The organism is Streptomyces sp. SudanB5_2050 (assembly GCF_964272335.1).
Taxonomy (GTDB): domain Bacteria; phylum Actinomycetota; class Actinomycetes; order Streptomycetales; family Streptomycetaceae; genus Streptomyces; species Streptomyces rochei.
This window is the reverse complement of record NZ_OZ186760.1, coordinates 6191253-6210338: the sequence shown is the minus strand read 5'-3', so window position 1 is coordinate 6210338 and position 19086 is coordinate 6191253. Positions and strand designations below refer to the sequence as shown.

At 73.5% G+C, this 19086-nt stretch carries 18 protein-coding genes; 9 read left to right on the top strand and 9 right to left on the bottom strand.

Going from position 1 to position 19086, the window contains the following annotated elements; genetic code table 11:
- Positions 1 to 94: 94 nt before the first annotated feature.
- The gene (locus ACFZP7_RS27670; RefSeq protein ID WP_078495185.1) at positions 95 to 832 is read right to left on the bottom strand and encodes a myo-inositol degradation transcriptional regulator; all 738 of its coding nucleotides are present in this window, start codon (positions 830 to 832) and stop codon (positions 95 to 97) included.
- 130 nt (positions 833 to 962) lie between these two features.
- Here ACFZP7_RS27670 and ACFZP7_RS27665 point away from each other — a divergent pair, with 130 nt between their 5' ends.
- Positions 963 to 1985: a Gfo/Idh/MocA family oxidoreductase gene (locus tag ACFZP7_RS27665; RefSeq protein WP_019330180.1), complete on the top strand. Its 1023-nt coding sequence runs from the start codon at positions 963 to 965 to the stop codon at positions 1983 to 1985.
- 69 nt (positions 1986 to 2054) lie between these two features.
- Here ACFZP7_RS27665 and ACFZP7_RS27660 read toward each other — a convergent pair whose 3' ends face one another.
- Positions 2055 to 2735 carry a response regulator gene (locus ACFZP7_RS27660; RefSeq protein WP_385636423.1) on the bottom strand — a complete coding sequence of 227 codons (681 nt, stop codon included), beginning with the start codon at positions 2733 to 2735 and terminating at the stop codon, positions 2055 to 2057.
- A 119-nt stretch (positions 2736 to 2854) separates the two neighbouring features.
- Entirely contained in the window at positions 2855 to 4102 is a 1248-nt protein-coding gene (locus tag ACFZP7_RS27655; RefSeq protein WP_385636420.1) for a histidine kinase, read from the bottom strand.
- Between the two features lie 178 nt (positions 4103 to 4280).
- Between ACFZP7_RS27655 and ACFZP7_RS27650 the strand changes: the two genes are divergently transcribed.
- Complete coding sequence (locus tag ACFZP7_RS27650; protein ID WP_029394425.1) at positions 4281 to 4481, top strand: hypothetical protein; 201 nt, start codon at positions 4281 to 4283, stop codon at positions 4479 to 4481.
- A 30-nt stretch (positions 4482 to 4511) separates the two neighbouring features.
- On the opposite strand, the gene ACFZP7_RS27645 is transcribed toward ACFZP7_RS27650, so the two are convergent.
- Complete coding sequence (locus ACFZP7_RS27645; RefSeq protein ID WP_193516874.1) at positions 4512 to 4907, bottom strand: ribonuclease domain-containing protein; 396 nt, start codon at positions 4905 to 4907, stop codon at positions 4512 to 4514.
- Between the two features lie 169 nt (positions 4908 to 5076).
- Between ACFZP7_RS27645 and ACFZP7_RS27640 the strand changes: the two genes are divergently transcribed.
- Positions 5077 to 5880 carry an SDR family oxidoreductase gene (locus tag ACFZP7_RS27640; protein ID WP_385636417.1) on the top strand — a complete coding sequence of 268 codons (804 nt, stop codon included), beginning with the start codon at positions 5077 to 5079 and terminating at the stop codon, positions 5878 to 5880.
- A gap of 137 nt (positions 5881 to 6017) precedes the next feature.
- Here the strand turns inward: ACFZP7_RS27640 and alc are convergent, their stop codons facing one another.
- A complete protein-coding gene (alc, locus tag ACFZP7_RS27635; protein ID WP_046251032.1) occupies positions 6018 to 7148 on the bottom strand; it encodes an allantoicase in 1131 nt (376 codons plus the stop codon).
- A gap of 62 nt (positions 7149 to 7210) precedes the next feature.
- Entirely contained in the window at positions 7211 to 8551 is a 1341-nt protein-coding gene (gene allB, locus ACFZP7_RS27630) for an allantoinase AllB (RefSeq protein WP_046251015.1), read from the bottom strand.
- A 250-nt stretch (positions 8552 to 8801) separates the two neighbouring features.
- Here allB and allR point away from each other — a divergent pair, with 250 nt between their 5' ends.
- Positions 8802 to 9611, top strand: coding sequence for an allantoin degradation transcriptional regulator AllR (gene allR, locus ACFZP7_RS27625; protein WP_127434547.1), 810 nt, complete (start codon positions 8802 to 8804; stop codon positions 9609 to 9611).
- A 69-nt stretch (positions 9612 to 9680) separates the two neighbouring features.
- Here the strand turns inward: allR and ACFZP7_RS27620 are convergent, their stop codons facing one another.
- Entirely contained in the window at positions 9681 to 9995 is a 315-nt protein-coding gene (locus tag ACFZP7_RS27620) for a DUF5955 family protein (protein ID WP_078495184.1), read from the bottom strand.
- 197 nt (positions 9996 to 10192) lie between these two features.
- On the opposite strand from ACFZP7_RS27620, the gene ACFZP7_RS27615 reads away from it, so the two are divergent.
- A complete protein-coding gene (locus ACFZP7_RS27615) occupies positions 10193 to 10813 on the top strand; it encodes an NTP transferase domain-containing protein (RefSeq protein WP_385636415.1) in 621 nt (206 codons plus the stop codon).
- Between the two features lie 184 nt (positions 10814 to 10997).
- Positions 10998 to 12620: a malate synthase A gene (aceB, locus tag ACFZP7_RS27610; RefSeq protein WP_385636413.1), complete on the top strand. Its 1623-nt coding sequence runs from the start codon at positions 10998 to 11000 to the stop codon at positions 12618 to 12620.
- Positions 12621 to 12688: 68 nt separating this feature from the next.
- On the opposite strand, the gene ACFZP7_RS27605 is transcribed toward aceB, so the two are convergent.
- Positions 12689 to 13603, bottom strand: a complete 915-nt coding sequence (locus ACFZP7_RS27605; RefSeq protein WP_031021323.1) for a HipA family kinase — start codon at positions 13601 to 13603, stop codon at positions 12689 to 12691.
- 149 nt (positions 13604 to 13752) lie between these two features.
- Complete coding sequence (locus tag ACFZP7_RS27600; RefSeq protein ID WP_385636411.1) at positions 13753 to 15312, bottom strand: IucA/IucC family protein; 1560 nt, start codon at positions 15310 to 15312, stop codon at positions 13753 to 13755.
- 114 nt (positions 15313 to 15426) lie between these two features.
- Here ACFZP7_RS27600 and ACFZP7_RS27595 point away from each other — a divergent pair, with 114 nt between their 5' ends.
- From ACFZP7_RS27595 to ACFZP7_RS27585, 3 genes are all read left to right on the top strand, one after another.
- The gene (locus tag ACFZP7_RS27595) at positions 15427 to 16926 is read left to right on the top strand and encodes an IucA/IucC family protein (protein WP_385636409.1); all 1500 of its coding nucleotides are present in this window, start codon (positions 15427 to 15429) and stop codon (positions 16924 to 16926) included.
- 63 nt (positions 16927 to 16989) lie between these two features.
- On the top strand, positions 16990 to 18273 hold the full coding sequence (locus ACFZP7_RS27590; RefSeq protein WP_385636407.1) for a VWA domain-containing protein: 1284 nt from the start codon (positions 16990 to 16992) through the stop codon (positions 18271 to 18273).
- Positions 18273 to 19076: a hypothetical protein gene (locus ACFZP7_RS27585; RefSeq protein ID WP_385636404.1), complete on the top strand. Its 804-nt coding sequence runs from the start codon at positions 18273 to 18275 to the stop codon at positions 19074 to 19076. The genes ACFZP7_RS27590 and ACFZP7_RS27585 overlap by 1 nt, the downstream gene beginning before the upstream one ends.
- Positions 19077 to 19086: the final 10 nt, after the last annotated feature.

Here is a 19086-nt window from a genome sequence, read left to right as displayed (position 1 = left end):
GGACGTCGGTCACATTGTCCGGACATTGCGACGTACCCGCACGGCGAGCCGCGGGACGCCGGCGGTCACCGACGGACTCCCCGGGCGGGGCGTGTCAGGAGCGCACGAGCAGCTGGAACTCGAAGGAGTAGCGGGACGGCCGGTAGGTGTGGGTGCCGAACTCGACCGCGCGCCCCGTGTCGTCGAAGGTGGTGCGTTCCATGGTGAGCAGCGGCGCGCCCTCGTGCTCGCCGAGCCGTTCGGCCTCCTCCGCGGTGGCGGCGCGGGCGCCGATGGACTGGCGGGCGCTGTGCAGGGTGATGCCGGCGGCCCGCATCAGCCGGTACAGGCCGGTGGCCTCCAGCTGTCCGGTGTCCAGGTCGACGAGCCCGGGCGGCAGGTGGTTGCACAGGTACGCCATCGGCTCCCCGTGCGCCAGCCGCAGCCGCTCCACGCGGTGCACCTCGCTCCCCTCGGCGACGCCGAGCGCGGCGGCGACCTCGGCGGTCGCGGGGACGACCGTGTTGACCAGGACCTTCGTGGCCGGGCGCTGGCCGGCGGCCTCCAGGTCGTCGTAGAGGCTGCTCAGCTCCAGCGGGCGCTTGACCTTGCTGTGGACGACCTGGGTGCCGACGCCGCGGCGGCGTACCAGCAGGCCCTTGTCGACCAGCGACTGGATGGCCTGGCGGACCGTGGGGCGGGACAGACCGAGCCGCCCGGCCAGCTCGATCTCGTTGCCCAGCAGGCTCCCGGGGGTCAGCTCGCCGTGCTCGATCGCCGCCTCGAGCTGCTGCGACAGCTGGAAGTACAGCGGCACGGGGCTGCTGCGATCCACGCTGAGGTCCAGCGACACGGTCGGGTCCACTTCTGGTTTCGGCACGGGCCCGAGCGTAGCTCCGTGCGCTGATGACGGGAAGTTGTGTAGTTCGATTGTCCGGACATACGCATTGACAGGGTGCGGGCTGTGAGCCCACTTTGATTCCATGCGCATCGGGGTCATCGGTACGGGCCGGATCGGCACCGTTCACGCCAACACGCTCAGCCGCCACCGGGACGTCGGGTCCTTGATCCTCACCGACGCGGACCTGTCGCGGGCCCAGGATCTGGCGCACCGGCTCGGTGAGACGGCGGCGCCCGGGGTGGACGAGATCTTCCGGTGGGGCGTGGACGCCGTGGTGATCACGACGGCGACGCCGGCCCACGCCGAGTTGATCGGCCGGGCGGCGCGCTCGGGGCTGCCGGTGTTCTGCGAGAAGCCCATCGCGCTGGACGTGCCGGGCACCTTGCAGGCGATCGCGGAGGTGGAGGCCGCCGGGACGATCCTGCAGATGGGCTTCCAGCGCCGTTTCGACGCCGGCTACCGGGGCGCGCGGGAGGCGGTGCGGTCCGGGCGGCTGGGCCGGCTGCACACCGTCCGCGCGCTGACCAGCGACCAGGCCCCGCCGCCGGCCGCGTACCTGCCGCAGTCCGGCGGGCTCTACCGGGACACGCTCATCCACGACTTCGACGTGCTGCGCTGGGTGACCGGGCGGGAGGTCGTCGACGTGTACGCCGGCGGGTCCGACGCCGGGCCGCCGATGTTCCGGGCGGCCGACGACGTGGACACCGGCGCGGCGCTGCTGACGCTGGACGACGGCACGCTCGCCACGGTGACCGCGACGCGGCTGAACGGCGCGGGGTACGACGTGCGCATGGAGCTGGCCGGTGAGCTGGACCAGATCGTGGTCGGGCTGGACGACCGTACGCCGATCGCCTCGACGGAGCCGACCGGGCCGCCGGCCGCGGACAAGCCCTGGACCGGGTTCGTGGAACGGTTCGGCCCCGCCTACGAGGCGGAGCTTGCGGCCTTCGTGGAGGTGGTGCGCGGGGAGCGGGCCAACCCGTGCGACGGGCGCGAGGCCCTGCGGGCGCTGCTGATCGCCGAGGCGTGCGACGTCTCCCGGCGCGAGCGCAGGCCGGTGCGGCCGGCGGAGGTCGAGGCGGCCGCGTCGTCGGTGGCGGGGTAGCCGGTAGCCCTTCGGGGCGGTGGCGGGGTAGCCCTCCGGGGCCGCACGGGCGCGCACGGCCCCCGCGCTTCAGCGTCCGTCCTCCTCGTACGCGTCCAGAAGCCCCGCGTCGTACGCGAGCAGCGCGATCTGCACCCGGTTGCCGAGGCCGAGCTTGGCGAGGATGCGGGAGACGTGGGTCTTGACGGTGGCCACGCTCATGAAGAGTTCCGCCGCGATGGCGGCGTTGGCCAGGCCCCGGCCGACCGCGACGGCGACCTCGCGCTCGCGTTCGTTGAGGGTCTCGATGCGGGCCCGCGCACGGGTGCGCCGGACGTCGGCCGCGCCGCCGGCCGCGTGCTCCATCAGCCGCCGGGTCACCGCGGGCGAGAGGACGGGGTCCCCGGCCGCGACCCTGCGCACCGCGTCGAGGATCTCCGCGGGCGGGGTGTCCTTCAGGACGAAACCGGCGGCGCCGGCGCGCAGCGCCCGCAGCACCTGCTCGTCGGCGTGGAAGGTGGTGAGGACGATGACCTGCGGGGCGTCCGGTCGGCCCCGCAGCCGCTCGGTGGCCGTCAGACCGTCCATGCCCGGCATGCGGATGTCCATGAGGACGACGTCCGGGCGGGTGCGGTCGACGAGCCCGGCGACCTCGTCGCCGTCGGCGGCCTCCCCCACGATCTCGACGTCGTCGGCCCCGCCGAGCATGAAGGACAACCCGGCCCGCACCAACGGGTCGTCGTCGACGAGGAGGAGTCTGATGGCAGTCATGGCCTCTACGTAATCAGGTCGACGGGGGTCGGTTCAGGCCGACGGGGTCACTGCCCGTTCGGGCCGACGGTGTCACTGCCCGTTCACGCGACGACGGCACCGCGCGCCGGGTGCCCGGTTCATCCCCACGGCAGCCGGGCCCGTACCTCGAAGCCGCCCTCGGGGGTCGGGCCGTGGTCCAGGGTGCCGCCCGTGAGGGAGGCCCGCTCGGTGAGCCCGATCAGCCCCTGCCCGGAGCCGGGTACGTGCGGAACCTCCCCCTCGGGTGCGGTGTTGCGCACGGTCAGCACCAGACCGTCGCCCCGGGCCCCGGAGACGGAGACGGTGACCTCGGTGCCGGGCGCGTGTTTGCGCGCGTTGGTCAGTGCCTCCTGGGCGATGCGGTACGCGGTGCGGCCGACGGAGGCGGGAACCGCGGCGGCGTCGGCGACGCGGGCGACGAGGACGACCTTCATGCCGGCCTCCCGGGACTCGGCGACCAGTCCGTCGAGCGCGGCGAGCGTCGGCTGGGGACGGCCCGCGTCCTCGGACTCCCCGGCGCGGAGCACGCCGATGATCTCCCGCAGGTCCTGGAGGGCGTCGTGTGCGCTCTCCCGGATCACGCCGGCCGCCCGCGCGACGTCCTCGCGGGACGCGTCGGGCCGGAACTCCAGGGCGCCCGCGTGCACGCTGAGCAGGGTCAGCCGGTGGGCCAGCACGTCGTGCATCTCGCGCGCGATGGCCTCACGGGCCAGCCGCTGCGCTTGTTCGGCCCGCAGCCGTGCCTCCGCCTCCGCGTGCCGGGCACGGTCGCGCAGGCTCAGCAGGAGCCGCCGCTTGGAGCGGACGAGCAGGCCCCAGCCGATGACCGTGACACCGAGCAGCACGCTGATGAAGAGCGACGCGAGATAGGGCAGGCCCGGCTCCGGACGCATCCAGTAGAACAGGGGCGTCACGGCGAGACTCGCGCCGCCGATCCAGGCCACGTACCGGAACGGCCGGTGCACGGCGAGCGTGAACAGGGAGAGGAGGACCGCGCCGCCCGCGGTGGCCGACAGGAGCGAGACCGGCACCATCGCCACGGCCAGGCCCACCGGCCACCTGCGCCGGAGCCAGACGGCGGCGCAGGACAGGGCTCCGATCACCTGGTCGGCGACGGCCATGGCGGCGGAGAGGTTCTCGTCGTCCAGCACGTCGGCGGCCAGGAGTCCGATGGTGACCGCCAGCAGGAAGCAGCCGAAGTCGACGAACCAGTCGCGGGCGGTGCGCCGGGGCCTGCCGCCGGGACGGGACCGTTCCGGGTACAGGTCCTCGACCAGCGCCGAGGGCAGCGCCCAGCGCCGCCCCGGGAGCGCCGTGGGTACCGTGGCCTGCTTGTCACCGTTCACAGTCGACAAATCTACGCACCGGTCGTGACCGGGACGGCCGGGCGAGGGGGATCGCCGACCGAAGTCGAGGGACCGGATACTTTCGGCGCACCGGGGCCCGCCGGACGGCGCCTTGTGACGGGCAGGACTCGCCCCGCGGCCGATGTGTGTGGGGGGACCGCGGGGCGAGGGTCGGGGCATGAAGGAATTGCTGGAGTTCCTGGGGCTGATCGCCGTGATCCAGGGCGTGGCCGCCCTGGTGCACGAGTTCACCGACTGGAAATGGGGCCTGGTGCAGCGGATCGGTTTCCTCGACGGCTACGAGGTGTACGCGGGTGTCGTGCTGCTCGCTCTCGGCGGCGCGCTGTTCGCCGCCGCCGAGAGCCGGAAGTCCGGGTGAGCCGAGTCCCCGGACCGGCGGTGGGCGCCCTCAGCAGCCGTGGTCGACGAGGTCGAACGAGGCGTAGTGGTCGGCCGTGTAGTAGTCCTCCTGATACGACTCACCGGTGACGATGCGGCGGGCGCCCCGGGTGTCGGAGCCCGGGGTGATCACCGTGTACTCGTGGTAGTACCCGGTGGTGCGGCTGGGCAGGATGCCCTCCCGGTTCTGGAAGACGGTGCCGTCCTGCTCGAACGGGTAGGGGCCGCCCTGCTCGATCAGGTCGAGGGTGTCGTGGGCCTGGGAGGGCAGGTCGCTGTAGCAGATGTCGCCGACCGCGGCGGGGGCGGCGCCGGCCGGGCTCGCCGAGACGGCGCCGCCGACGAGGAGGGTGGACAGGACTGCGGCTGCTGCGCCGAACCGAGCGACGCGTGGGGGGAATCGCATGACCTCATGATGACGCGCGTAGACAGTGGCATGTCAATGACAAGACGGTGGAGTTTCCCGGGACGTCATATGTGTTTTCGGGAAGTTCACACGGGCGTTGGCGTCCGACCCCGAGGTCCGTGTCCGTTCGCCGCCAGCGTCCGGCGGGCCGGGCCGGTGGGATGGAGCCATGAACACGAGCGCGAGCACGACCACCTTCACGAACACGGACACGAACCCGGCCCCTTCCGCACTCCTCCCGGCCCCTCTCGCCGGCCGTACCGCCCTGGTGACCGGCGGCAGCCGCGGCATCGGCGCGGCGACCGCGCTGCGACTGGCGCGGGACGGTGCCGATGTGGCCCTGACCTATGTGAACCGCGAGGACGCCGCCAAGGAGGTCGTCCGGGCCGTCGAGGCCATGGGCCGCCGGGCGGTGGCGCTGCGCGCGGACAGCGCCGACGCGGACGGGGCGGCGGAGGCGGTGGAACGTACCGCCGAGGCGCTGGGCCGGCTCGACGTGCTGGTCAACAACGCGGGCGTCGGCCTGCTCGGCCCCCTCGACGGCTTCTCGGTCGCCGACGTGGACCGGGTGCTGGCGGTCAACGTGCGGGGCGTCTTCCTCACGTCACGGGCGGCCGCGGCCCGCATGACGGACGGCGGGCGGATCATCACCGTCGGCAGTTGCATGGCGCTGCGGGTGCCGGGGCCCGGCGGGACGCTGTACGCGATGAGCAAGGCGGCGCTGGTCGGACTGACCAGGGCGCTGGCCCGGGAGCTGGGCGGTCGGGGCATCACCGCGAACATCGTCCACCCCGGGCCCATCGACACCGACATGAACCCGGCCGACGGCCCGTACGCCGACGGGCAGGCGGCGATGACCGCGCTGGGCCGCTTCGGCAGGGCCGAGGAGGTGGCGGCGACCGTCGCCCACCTGGCGTCGGCGTCCTACGTCACCGGGGCGGAGTTCTCGGTGGACGGCGGTCACGCCGCCTGACGCCGGCGGCGAGGACGGGGCGGGCACCGCCGCGCCGGAAGTGACGACGGCGCCCGTCCGCCCCGGCGCCGGGAGACACGCGTGGGGCGCGCCGGTGCTGTCCAGGCCGGGCGCGCCCCACGGGTCCACGGGGTGGGTCAGCCGCCCAGCTCCTGGTGGCGGGCGGCGAGGTGGGCCGCGCCGTCCTCGGTCAGCGAACCGAACAGGCGCAGGCGGGAGATGCCGCCGTCGGGGAAGATGTCCACGCGCGCGTGGGTGCCGACGGCCGCCTCGGGCAGGACGAAGCGGTGGTTGGTGTCGGGCTGCATGCGGGTGCGCGGCAGGACCTCGCGCCACTCGCCGGACTCGCCGTCCTTCACGGACACCGAGGCCCAGCCGGCCGAGTTGCCCTTCAGGTACGCCGTGTCGATCTCGATCGCGCGGATCTGGACGCGGTCCACCAGCCGGTAGCTGATCCAGTCGTTGCCCTGGTCGCGGCGGCGGCGGGTCTCCCAGCCGTCGTCCATCTTGCGGGAGCGGCCCGGCTGGATGGTGTTGGTGGCCGGCGAGTAGAAGAGGTTGGAGGCGTCCTCGACCTGGCCGCCGTTCTCCAGGGCGACGACGTCGAAGGTGCCGAGGGCGGCGAGCCACGCCGGGTCGGGCACGACCTCGCCGTAGACGCGCAGGCGGGCGATGCCGCCGTCGGGGTGCTGCTTGAGGCGCAGGTGGGTGAAGCGCTGCTCGGCCGAGACGGCGAAGCCGTTGGCGGCGTGGCCGCCGACCGCGGTGCGCGGGACGAGGGTCGTCCACTTCACGTCGTCGGCGAGCAGTTCCTCGGGCGACGGGGAGCCGGCGACCGAGGTGCCCTCGACGGAGACGGCCTGCGGGTAGTTGCCGCGGAAGTGGGCGGTGTCGACGACGATGCCGCGGATCACGCCGGGGGCGCCGAGGCGGATCAGCGCCCAGTCGTGGTCGTCCTCGGTGGGCCAGGGGTGCTCGGCGGAGACACCGCGGCGCCGGCGGGTCTCCCAGCCGTCCATGACCTTGCCCTTGTGCCCGAAGTGCTCGGGGTCGAACTCGGCGCGCTCGGGCACCAGCAGGTTCTCGCGCTGGGCGAAGAACTCGTCGTTGGCGGCGACGACACCCGCGCCGAGCTGCCGGTCGGCAAGATTGGCGTACTGGGTGAAGGGGAGGTCGGCGGTGCGGTAGTCCGCGTACGGGTCGCCGCCTCCGTAGGGGTTCGCGTCTCCGGTGAAGCTGGCCAACGAGGTGTTCTGCTGGGCCGTCACGGTGATCAGGTGTTCCTCTCGGGTTCGTTCGTCGTGTGGGTCGGGGCAGGTCCGGACGTGGGTCACGGGGTCCGGGTGAGGAGCTGTCCCTTCGGGTCGGTGAACGCGCCGTCCGCCACGATGCGCGCTCCGCGCAGCCAGGTGGACTTCACGACGCCGTACAGGGTCTTGCCCGCGTACGCGGTGACGCGGTTGCGGTGCTGGAGGGCGGCCGGGTCGACGGTGAAGGTCTCGTCGGGGGCGAGGACCGCGAAGTCGGCGTCGTGGCCGGCCGCGATGGCGCCCTTGTGTCCGTCCAGGCCGACCTGGCGGGCCGTGTTCGCGGACATCCAGCGCACGATGTCCTCCAGGCCGAGGCCGCGCTCGCGGGCCTTGGTCCACATCGCCGGGAGGCTGAGCTGGAGGCCGGCGATGCCGCCCCAGGCGGTGGCGAAGTCGTCGGTCTTCAGGTCGGCGGTGGACGGCGAGTGGTCGGTGACCACGCAGTCGATGGTGCCGTCCACGAGCGCCTGCCACAGCAGGTCCTGGTTGGCGGCCTCGCGGATGGGCGGGCAGCACTTGAACTCGCTGGCGCCGTCGGGCACTTCCTCGGCGGTGAGGGTGAGGTAGTGCGGGCAGGTCTCGACGGTCACCCGCACGCCGTCGGCGCGGGCCTCGGCGATCAGCGGCAGGGCGTCGCTGGAGGAGAGGTGCAGGATGTGCACGCGGGCGTTGAACCGCTTGGCCTGCGCCAGGAGGGTCGCGATCGCGGTGTCCTCGGCGTCGCGCGGGCGGCTGGCGAGGAAGTGCGCGTACTTGGGACCGCCCTGCTGCGGGGCGGCGGCCAGGTGGTGCGGGTCCTCGGCGTGCACGATCAGCAGGCCGTCGAAGGCGGCGATCTCCGCCAGCGACCGGGCCAGCTGCTCCTGGTCGAGGTGCGGGAACTCGTCCACGCCCGACGGGGACAGGAACGCCTTGAAGCCGAAGACCCCGGCCTCGTGCAGGGGGCGCAAGTCCTTGACGTTGTCGGGCAGCGCGCCGCCCCAGAAGCCGACGTCGATGTGAGCCTTGTCGGCGGCGACCTCGCGCTTGGTGCGCAGGTTGTCGACCGTGGTGGTCGGCGGTATGGAGTTCAGCGGCATGTCGACGAGGGTGGTGATGCCGCCGGCCGCCGCGGCGCGGGTGGCGGTCCAGAAGCCCTCCCACTCGGTGCGGCCGGGGTCGTTCACATGCACGTGGGTGTCGACCAGGCCGGGCAGGACGACGTGGTCGCCGACGTCCTCCAGCCGGGCGCCGTCCGGCACGGGGGCGTCGTACGGCAGGACCGCCGTGATCTTCTCCCCGGTCACCGCGATCGACGCGGCGCGTGTCCCCTCGGGGGTGATGACGCGCGTCGAGCGCAGCACCAGTTCAGCTCCGGACACCCGAAACCCCTCTTTCTGCCGCCGAGTTTTTCAACGTTCTGTTGAAGCCTCCTGTCGAAGGAGTCTTCATTCCCGCTCCCGTGCCGTCAAGAGGCACCCTTTGTGCGGGCATGCCCACGGCTCAGCCCTGGACGTTTCCACAAAGCGGAATTAGAATTCCAGCAAGCAGAACGTAGCTACGTACAAGCCGGTAGTCAACCGGCTGCCGGGTACGCTTCTTTCCTCCCGCCAGCCCCGAAAGGAACGTGCCGTGCCGACGTCCAGCGCCAGCACCACCGACTCCGCCAGGTCCGCCACAGGTGGCGTCCAGTCCCTGGAACGCGCCTTCGACCTGCTCGAACGGATGGCGGACGCGGGCGGCGAGGTCGGCCTCAGCGAGCTGTCCGCGAGCAGCGGACTTCCGCTTCCGACCATCCACCGTCTGATGCGCACCCTCGTGGCCTGCGGCTACGTACGCCAGCAGCCCAACCGGCGGTACGCGCTCGGCCCGCGCCTGATCCGGCTCGGCGAGTCCGCCTCCCGGCTGCTCGGCACCTGGGCCCGCCCCCACCTGGCCCGCCTGGTCGAGGAGACCGGCGAGACGGCGAACATGGCGCTGCTCGACGGCGACGAGATCGTGTACGTCGCGCAGGTGCCGTCCAAGCACTCGATGCGCATGTTCACCGAGGTCGGCCGGCGCGTCCTGCCGCACTCCACCGGCGTCGGCAAGGCGCTGCTCGCGGACTTCCCGGCGGACGAGGTGCGGGCCCTGCTCGGCCGCACCGGCATGCCGGCCGCGACCGAGAAGACGATCACCACTCCGGACGGCTTCATCGCGGCGCTGGAGGAGGTGCGGCGCCAGGGCTACGCGATCGACGACAACGAGCAGGAGATCGGCGTCCGCTGCCTGGCCGTCTCCGTGCCCAACTCCCCCACCGCCGCCGCGATCTCGATCTCCGGTCCGGCCGGCCGGGTCACGGAGGCCGCGACCGACCGGATGGTGCCGCTGCTGCAGCAGGTGGCGGCGGAGCTGTCGGAAGCGCTGCTCACCTCGAACGGCAACGGCGGCCCGGCCGCCTAGGACCCGCCCGGGAGACCGGTCCCCGGCGCCGACGCGACCCGCGTCGCGGGTGCCGCCCCGGTCACCGGCTCAGCGGCGCGGCGGATCGCCGAACAGCTCCACCGCGTGACGGACCTCCGTCAGCCCTCGCGACAGCGCGCTGACGGAGCCGATCGCGCCCGCCACCAGCAGCAGCGAGCGGTGCAGCCGGCTCACCTCCGGGACACCGTGCTCCGACATCGCGGCGAGATCGGCCAGCTCGTCCTCGGCGACGGCCCGGTCCGGAAAGTCGGCGGGCAGCACGGCGAGCTGGCGGCGCAACCGCGCCACGGCGGTGCGCAGCGCGACCACCCTCACGTCCTCGTCGCCGACGGTCACCTGCCCCTGCCCCGAGCTACGCAACACAGCCCTCCCCCTCGCACCCCGTTGTGCGCCCCTGCGCGGTGAACGTGCCGAGCGCCCCCTGACGCCGGGCGGGCGCCGGGGACGCGGGCCAGTAAACGCCACCCGCACCGGACGCGCCACCGCGCGGACCGAAATTCAGTCTCCGGAAAACCCGTCTCCGGCCCGGAGTTTGGCGGCCCGTCAGGTATGCAGGACGCATGACGCAGACCAAGGAGCAGGTGGCGGGGCTGCTGCTCGCCGCCGGGGGCGGACGGCGGCTCGGCGGACGGCCCAAGGCCCTGCTCGAACACCGTGGACATCCACTCGTCGCACACGCGCTCGACGCCCTGCGCGCCGCCGGATGCACCCGCGTGCACGTCGTCCTGGGGGCGCGCGCCGCAGCCGTGCGCGAGCGGATGGCGCTCGACGGAATCCTCGACGGGCACGAGGGGTGCGTGCTCGTGGAGAACCCCGACTGGGAGCGGGGCATGGGGTCGTCGTTGCGCGCCGGACTCGACTCGCTCGCCGCCACCGGGGCCCGGGCCGCGCTGGTCTCGCTGGTGGACCAGCCCGGTATCGACGCGCGGGCGATGACGCGGGTGCGCGACGGATTCCGGGACGCGACCTCGCTCGTGGCCGCGACGTACGCCGGCGTGCGCGGCCATCCGGTCCTGCTCGGCGCGGACCACTGGGCGGGCGTGATGGCGACTGCCACCGGGGACCGGGGGGCACGCGCCTATCTGAGGGAACACGAGGCGGAGATCGCGCTCGTGGAGTGCGGGGACGTGGCACGGCCCTACGACATCGACACCGAGGCCGACCTGCGCCACCTTGAGTGAGGGGTGTGGCACTGGGCGCCACTGTCCCTCGACTCAGAGAATCTCGACGTCAACAAACCATTGAAGTTCCACGATGAGGAAACTACTATCCACTGACCAGAAGCACTCGACCGCACAACGAGTGCTCTATGCCCCATACGTGCCCGTTGGCACCCGGTGCCACCGCTGAAGGAAGTGACAGCTCATGTCCGCACCAGCGCCGTCCACGCTGGCCATCGTCGACGCCGAGCCCCTGCCCCGGCAGGAGGAGGTCCTCACCGATGCGGCGCTCGCCTTCGTGGCCGAGCTGCACCGGCGGTTCACGCCCCGGCGTGACGAGCTCCTCTCCCGCCGTGCCGAGCGCCGCGCCGAGATCGCCCGCACCTCCACGCTCGACTTCCTCCCGGAGACCGCCGCCGTCCGCGCGGACGACTCCTGGAAGGTGGCCCCCGCTCCGGACGCGCTCCAGGACCGCCGGGTCGAGATCACCGGCCCGACCGACCGCAAGATGACCATCAACGCCCTCAACTCGGGCGCCAAGGTCTGGCTCGCGGACTTCGAGGACGCCTCGGCGCCCACCTGGGAGAACGTCGTCCTCGGCCAGCTCAACCTGATGGCCGCCTACACCCGCACCATCGACTTCACGGACGAGCGCACCGGCAAGTCCTACGCCCTGCGCCCGAACGAGGAGCTGGCGACCGTCGTCATGCGCCCGCGCGGCTGGCACCTCGACGAGCGCCACCTCCAGGTCGACGGCCGCCCGGTCCCCGGCGCCCTGGTCGACTTCGGCCTGTACTTCTTCCACAACGCCCAGCGCCTGCTGGACCTCGGCAAGGGCCCGTACTTCTACCTGCCCAAGACCGAGTCGCACCTGGAGGCCCGCCTCTGGAACGAGGTGTTCGTCTTCGCGCAGGACTACGTCGGCATCCCGCAGGGCACCGTCCGCGCCACCGTCCTGATCGAGACGATCACGGCCGCGTACGAGATGGAGGAGATCCTCTACGAACTGCGCGACCACGCCTCCGGGCTGAACGCGGGCCGCTGGGACTACCTCTTCTCCATCGTCAAGAACTTCCGTGACGGCGGCGAGAAGTTCGTCCTGCCGGACCGCAACGCGGTGACGATGACCGCCCCGTTCATGCGGGCGTACACCGAACTCCTCGTCCGCACCTGCCACAAGCGCGGCGCGCACGCGATCGGCGGCATGGCGGCCTTCATCCCGTCGCGCCGGGACGCCGAGGTCAACAAGGTGGCCTTCGAGAAGGTCCGCGCCGATAAGGACCGCGAGGCCGGCGACGGCTTCGACGGCTCCTGGGTCGCCCACCCCGACCTGGTCCCGATCGCCATGGAGTCCTTCGACAAGGTCCTCGGCGACAAGCCGAACCAGAAGGACCGCCTGCGCGAGGACGTCGACGTCAAGGCGGCCGACCTGATCGCCATCGACTCCCTGGACGCCAAGCCGACGTACGCGGGCCTGGTCAACGCCGTCCAGGTCGGCATCCGGTACATCGAGGCGTGGCTGCGCGGCCTCGGCGCCGTCGCCATCTTCAACCTGATGGAGGACGCGGCCACCGCCGAGATCTCCCGCTCCCAGATCTGGCAGTGGATCAACGCGGGCGTCGTCCTCGACAACGGCGAGCGGGTCACCGCCGAGCTGGCCCGCAAGGTGGCCGCCGAGGAGCTGGCGAACATCCGCGCCGAGATCGGTGACGAGGCTTTCGCGGCCGGCAACTGGCAGCAGGCCCACGACCTGCTGCTGACCGTCTCGCTCGACGAGGACTACGCCGACTTCCTCACGCTGCCGGCGTACGAGCAGCTGAAGGGCTGAGCCCGGCTCCGCCTTCGCACCCGACCGCGCCCCCGGTACCGCACAGCACCGGAGGCGCGGTCGCGCGTTCAGTCCAGGTGCACGGACCAGTCCTGCTCGGCGGGGGGCTTGCCGTGCAGATCGGGGACCTGCTTCAGCCAGTCGGGCCGGCCGCGCCGGGTGCGCTCCGCTCGGGCCGCGTTCTCGGCGGCGAGTTCCTCGCGGCTCGGGAAGTCGGTGGGCAGCCACTGGCCGGAGGCGCGGACTCGCGCGTGCAGGTAGCCGACGTAGGCGGCGCGCACCTCGTCGGGCGTGTCGAGGCCCGCCTCGCAGGTCAGCCACTCCTCGGGCACCCGTGCCACGACCTCGCGCAGCAGCTCCTCGGTCACCTTCGGCGCCAGCTCGGCGTCGGCGGCCCGGACGTCGGGGGCGTGGTGGCCGAGGGCGTGATGGCGGAAGTCGTACGCCTTCTCGGGCGGGGAGGCGCCCCAGCGGTGGTGGAAGACCAGGGCCGCGCCGTGGTCGATCAGCCACAGCCGGGGCCGGACCGCGCCGGAGGTGGGCCACACCATCAGGTTGGAGCTGTGCACGGTCCGGTCGACGTTCACGGTGAGGGCGTCCAGCCAGACGACGCGGCCGGCCTCCGCCGCGTCCACCGGGAACACCTCGGCCAGCTCGGGCGTGAGGTCGGCGCCACCCGACAGGTAGTCCATGCCCAGGTTGAGCCCCGCACTGGCGTCCAGCAGGTCCCGCACCTCCTGGTGCGGTTCGCCGGCGCCGATCGCCGGATCGAAGTGGGCGAGCACCAGCTCCGGCACCCGCAGCCCGAGTTCCCGCGCCAGCTCCCCCACGATCACCTCGGCGACCAGCGCCTTGCGGCCCTGCGCGGAGCCGGTGAACTTCAGGACGTAGGTGCCGAGGTCGTCGGCCTCGACGACGGCGGGGACGGAGCCGCCGGAGCGCAGGGGCTCGATGTAGCGGGTGGCGGTGACTTCGGTGAGCATGGGGCGAGCATATGCACGCCGGCCGGCCCGGGGACGCGACGGCGTCCCGCCCCGGGGCGGCCGCACCGGTGGTGGTCTTCCTGTTCCTCCAGCGGTACATCCACAACGGCTTCGCCCAGGGAGCCGCGAAGCAGCACGGCGGCCGCCGCTCACACCCTCCGCAGCGGGTTGGCGAGCGGTCGGTACCGCGCGTCGGCGCCGTCCGCGCCCGTCCAGCGGAGCAGAAGATTGGTCTTGCCGGGGAGGGTGGGCGCGGTGAGCAGGGCCGGGATCTCCGGCAGGTCGTCGTGGCGCGCCAGGGCGCGGCGGGCGGCGGGCCAGGGGTCGAGGCCGGGGTGGTGCTCGGCCAGGGCGGCGGCGATCTCCACGAGGTGGTTGACGACGAGGCAGTACACCAGCCGTTCCCAGCCGGCCGCCCGCGAGGTGTCCGGTCGCAGCTTGACGCCCTCGGCGTCGCGGAAGAGCGCCTGCACCGGTGTGCCGGCGGGGTCCACGGCGACCAGGGTGTTCTGCAGGTGCGCCTCCAGGACGACGCCGTCCTCGGCGAAGGCGGTGAGCACGGGCGGGACGACGGCGGTGAGGTACGCCTCCCACCAGGCCGCCGGGTCGCCGGCGGCCGCCAGGGGGTTGCCCTCGAAGCCCTCGACGAGCGCGGCGGCGAGCAAGGGGGTCGCGCCGGGCAGGACGTGGTCCCGCAGTCCGTCGCGGACCACGACGGCCAGTTCCTCGAAGGCGAAGCCGGCCGTGCGGTAGCCGCGGTCGCCGAGCCAGGCGGCCGGCGGGCCGATGGCGTCGAACGCCTCGGTGACGGCGGTGTCGGTGCGGCGCAGCTTCAGCAGGTCGTGGCGCCACAGCCGGCGGACGTCGTTGGTGATGCGTACGTCGAGGCTGAACTTGAGGAAGAGGTCCGGGCCGGGGGCGTAGACCGTGCGGATCGCGGCCGTCGGCCAGGCGAAGAAGCCGGTGGTGCCCAGGCGCCGGAGCCGGCCGTCGGCGAAGGCGGGGGCGAGGGTGCCCGCGGTGAGGTCGAGCTGCCAGGGGTGGGCCGGGAGCAGCCGGTAGCCGGGCGGGGCCGCGGCCAGGCCGTCCAGGGCGGAGGTGTCGCCCTCCTCGACGACCGTGTCCTCGCGCACCGCGAGCAGGGTCAGCGGGAAGCGGGCGTGCGCCTCGGGCGCGTACGGCAGCCAGCCGGTGTGCGGGCCCCCGCCGCGCGCCTTGGGAGCGGGGTGATGGGTGTGGCCGGTGATCAGGGCCTGTTCGGAGCGGAGGTAGGGGTCCTGGGGCGGGGTCGCGCGGGCGCGGGCGGTGAGCAGGGCGGCGACCGCGTCCCGGCTGTCGGTCATCTCGGTGGGCAGCTCGTGGTTGGGCAGGCCGGTGTGGCGGCGCAGTTCCTCCGCGACGAGTTTGACCAGTTCGGGGTGGTCGACCGGTTGCCAGCCGCCCGTCGCCGTGCCGACCTCCGGTTCGGCGGGGCGGCGTCCGGCCCGTACCCGCAGCAGTCTGCCGCCGGGCAGCCGGTACACCGGCCGGGGGCCGGGGCCCGGCAGGGGTTCGGCCACCTCGCGCAGCAGGCAGTTGAGCAGCGGCACCGCCGCGTAGGCGTCGGCGCGTTCGGCCACGCTCGGACGGGCGGCGTCGGCGCGCTCGGTGACGCCCGGCGAGGCGGCGTCGGCGCCGGTGGGCGGGGGCAGGAAATCCACGCGTTCCACTCGTTCCCTACGGTCTGTCCATGGCGGAGAGGCGGAGGCGATCAGTATGTCTGCCGTCGTCCTCGTGCCGTGACCTCCGGCCCGTAACCGATTCGTACCCCGAGGAGCCCGCCCGTGCATCGTCCCCCCACCGCCGAGGCCGAGGTCGCCGACGAACTGGCCGCCCTCAGGCCCGGACTGCTCCCCGGGTTCACGGCCGGGCTGCCGGGCGCCCGTGCCGCCGTGCTGACCCGGCTGTGGCGTGCGTTCGCCCATGAGCCGCTGCCCTGGATCGCGAGCCGCCGCCGCGTGCGCGACGGCCTCGTCCTGCGCCTTCGGGACGGCCGCCGGCTGTCCGGTCCGGCCGCCGACCCGTACCGGACGGACGCCTACGTCCGCGTCGTACGCCTCGACGACGTCCCCTACGACGATCCGGCGCGGCTGACGGCGGATCTGGCCGTGGCGCACTCGGCGGGGTTCGCCGCGGAACTGGGGCACAGCGTGGCGTCGTTGGCGCTGTCCCGGACGGCCCCGGAGAATCACCCGGACGAGTGGCCGGACAGCGACTGGGCGTGGGAGCAGCGGGTGGTGGACGGGCATCCGTACCACCCCAACTGCCGTTCGCGTCCCGGTTTCTCGGTGGCGGACCAGCTGGCCTACGGACCCGAGCACCGGCCGGTGGTGGGGCTGGGCCTGGTGCCGGTACCGGCGTCCGGGTGCCTGGTGACGGGCGTGTGGCCGCCGGACCTGCGGGACGGGGACGCGGTACTGCTTCCGGTGCATCCCTGGCAGGCGGCGCACGTGCTGAAGCGGCCGTGCGAGGAGCGGATCGCCGCTCATCCGCTGATGTCCCTGCGCACCCTCGCCGTGCCCGGCGGACCGCACGTCAAGACGGCGCTCAGTGCCCGGCTCACCTCCTCGGTGCGGGACATCTCGGTCGCCTCGGTCGCCGCGTCGGCGGTCCTGTCGTCCTTCGGGGAGGAGGTGGCGGCGCGCACGGACGGTCTGCTCCACACGACCCGCACCCTGGGGGCGGCCACCGCGCACTCCCCCGACCTGGCCGCCGTGGTGCGCGAGTCCCCCGAGGTGTACGCGACCGGGGGCGAGCGGGTCGTCCCGGTGGCCGCCCTCGCCACCACCGGGCTGCCCCGCCGCCCCGGGTGGCCGGCCGCCTTCGCCCGGCTCGCGCTCACCGTCGGGCTGCGCGCGCTGGAGCTGGGCGTGGCCCTGGAGGCGCACGGGCAGAACCTGCTGGTGGTGCTGTCCCCGGCGGGTGACCCGCTGCGCCTGGTCTACCGCGACCTCGCCGACATCCGGGTGAGCCCGGCGCGCCTGGCCCGGCACGGCGTGCCGGCTCCGGAGCTGCCGGAGCGGATGCTCACGGACGATCCGGCGGTGTTGCGCGGCAAGTTGTTCGGGTCGCTGGTGGGTGGTGCGCTGGCGGCGACGCTGGGTTCCGGTCCCGCGCTGCGCGGGGCGCTGGAGGGTGTCGTACGCGAACTGCCCCGCACGCCGGACGTCGTGGCGCTGTGCGAGGAGCCGCTGCCGGTCAAGGCGCTGACGCTGATGCGCACTTCGCCGGAGCGCTCCGGGGACCTCTGGGCGCGGCTGCCCAATCCACTGGAACTGCAGTGACGTCGGGGCGGTGCGCGGTCTCCCGTTTTGGAGCCCGGCACCAGTGATCAATAAGATCCGCCGATGATCACAAGAACACGGCTGGCGGCGGGCACCTGTGCCCTGCTCGCCGCGCTGACGGCGGGGCTCGCGTTCCCGTCCGGCGCGGCCGCCGGCGAACCCACGGGCGAGGACGCGCCCAAGGTCGATCTCGTGCTCGACGTCAGCGGTTCGATGCGGACGCGGGACATCGACGGCGGGACGCGGATGGCCGCGGCGAAGCAGGCCTTCAACGAGGTGCTCGACGCGACGCCCGAGGAGGTGGAGCTGGGCATCCGGACGCTGGGCGCCGACTACCCGGGCGACGACCGCGAGCGGGGCTGCAAGGACACGGCGCGGCTCTACCCGGTGGGCCCGCTGGACCGCACGGAGGCCAAGACGGCGGTGGCGACCCTGTCGCCGACCGGCTGGACGCCGATCGGACCGGCGCTGCTCGCGGCGGCGGACGACCTGGAGGGCGGCGCCGGTTCCAAGCGGATCGTGCTGATCAGCGACGGCGAGGACACCTGCGCCCCGCTCGACCCGTGCGAGGTGGCCCGCGAGATCGCCGCGAAGGGCATCGGGCTGACCATCGACACGCTGGGCCTGGTCCCCAACGCCAAGATGCGGCAGCAGCTCAGCTGCATCGCCGAGGCGACCGGCGGGACGTACACCTCCGTCGAGCACACCGACGAACTCACCGACCGGGTCAACCAGTTGGTGGACCGGGCGGCCGACCCGGTGGTGACTCCGGTGGCCACCGAGGGCGCCGGTTCGTGCGCGAAGGCGCCGACACTGGAGTCGGGGCTCTACACCGACCGCGAGGAGTTCGGCCGGGAGCGCTGGTACCGGGTGGACGTGCTGCCCGGGCAGGAGCTGCGCGCCTCGGTGAGCGTGGGCGCCGACCGCGCCGTGGCCCCCTCCTACGGGGTGCTGCTGCGGGCGGTGACGGTGCACGGCCGGGAGATCGTGCGCGGCGAGGCGGCGGGTGACGGCCGTACGGACGTGATCTCCACGGGGCTGCGGTATCCGAAGGCGGAGCGCGACGGGACGGACGGGGAGGACGGGGACAAGCCGGCCGCCGAGACCGTGTGCCTCCAGGTCACCCACTCCTTCACCGCCGCCTCCGGGGTGAAGACCACGCCGGGGCTGCCGCTGGAGCTGACCGTCGACGTGGTGGAGGGTCCCGGCGACGCCGACGACGTGGCCGCGTTCGGTCTGGGGCGCGGCTGGTGGCTGCTCGGCGTGCTGGTGCTCGTCGGTTTCCTGGCCGGTCTGCTGTGGGGCTGGCTGTCGCGCTGGCGGTTCGCGGTCTGGAGGACCAACTGATGCGTGCTGTACGAGCCTTGAGCGCCGCGGTCCTGCTGCTGGGCCTCGCCGCGACCCCGGCGGCGGCCGACTCCTCGCCCTCCGCGGGCCCTTCCGGGGACGGTGACGCGCCGACGACGGCGGGCACCTCCTTCCGGACGGCGACCGAGATCGAGCAGGGGCGGCGGGCGACCGCGAACGCCGCCGCCGGTGACTACCTGTACTGGTCGTTCCCGGCCGACGCCGGTCAGCGCCCCACGGTGCGGGCCACGGTGCGGCTGCCCGAGACGCACGCCGCGCAGACCTGGCAGGTCGACGTGTACGACGGTCTGCGCCGGCGCCAGGCGTGCCAGTGGGGCGCCCAGACCCGCACGGCGGCGGCCGACGCCTCCTCCGTGGAGCTGGCCTGTGTGCTGCGCACCGTTCGCGCCTGGTCCGAGCCGTGGGCGAACGACCCGCTGCCGGGCACGTACTACGTCCGGCTGACGGCCCTTGACCTAGCCACCTCCGATCTCGGCGCCCGGGTGGGCGCCGAGATCGAGGTCGGCTCGAAGGACATGGGCGGCGCGGCGGCGGTGGACGGTTCGCTGTCCGAGCCGCTGGTGCCGGGTGTCGCGATGGCGTCCGGCGCGGACGAGGACGGGGAGGACCGCGGCGCGGTGCTGTCCGCGATCGAGCCCGAGGACGGCTGGTCCTCCGGCTGGTGGTCCGACCGATGGGTGTGGACCGGGATCGGCGGTGTGCTGGCCGCGCTCGCGGGCGTCGGCGGGTACGCGCTGACCCGCGGCTCGGGCCGGCCGTCGAGGGTGCCGCCGGGCGCCTGAACGCCCGTCA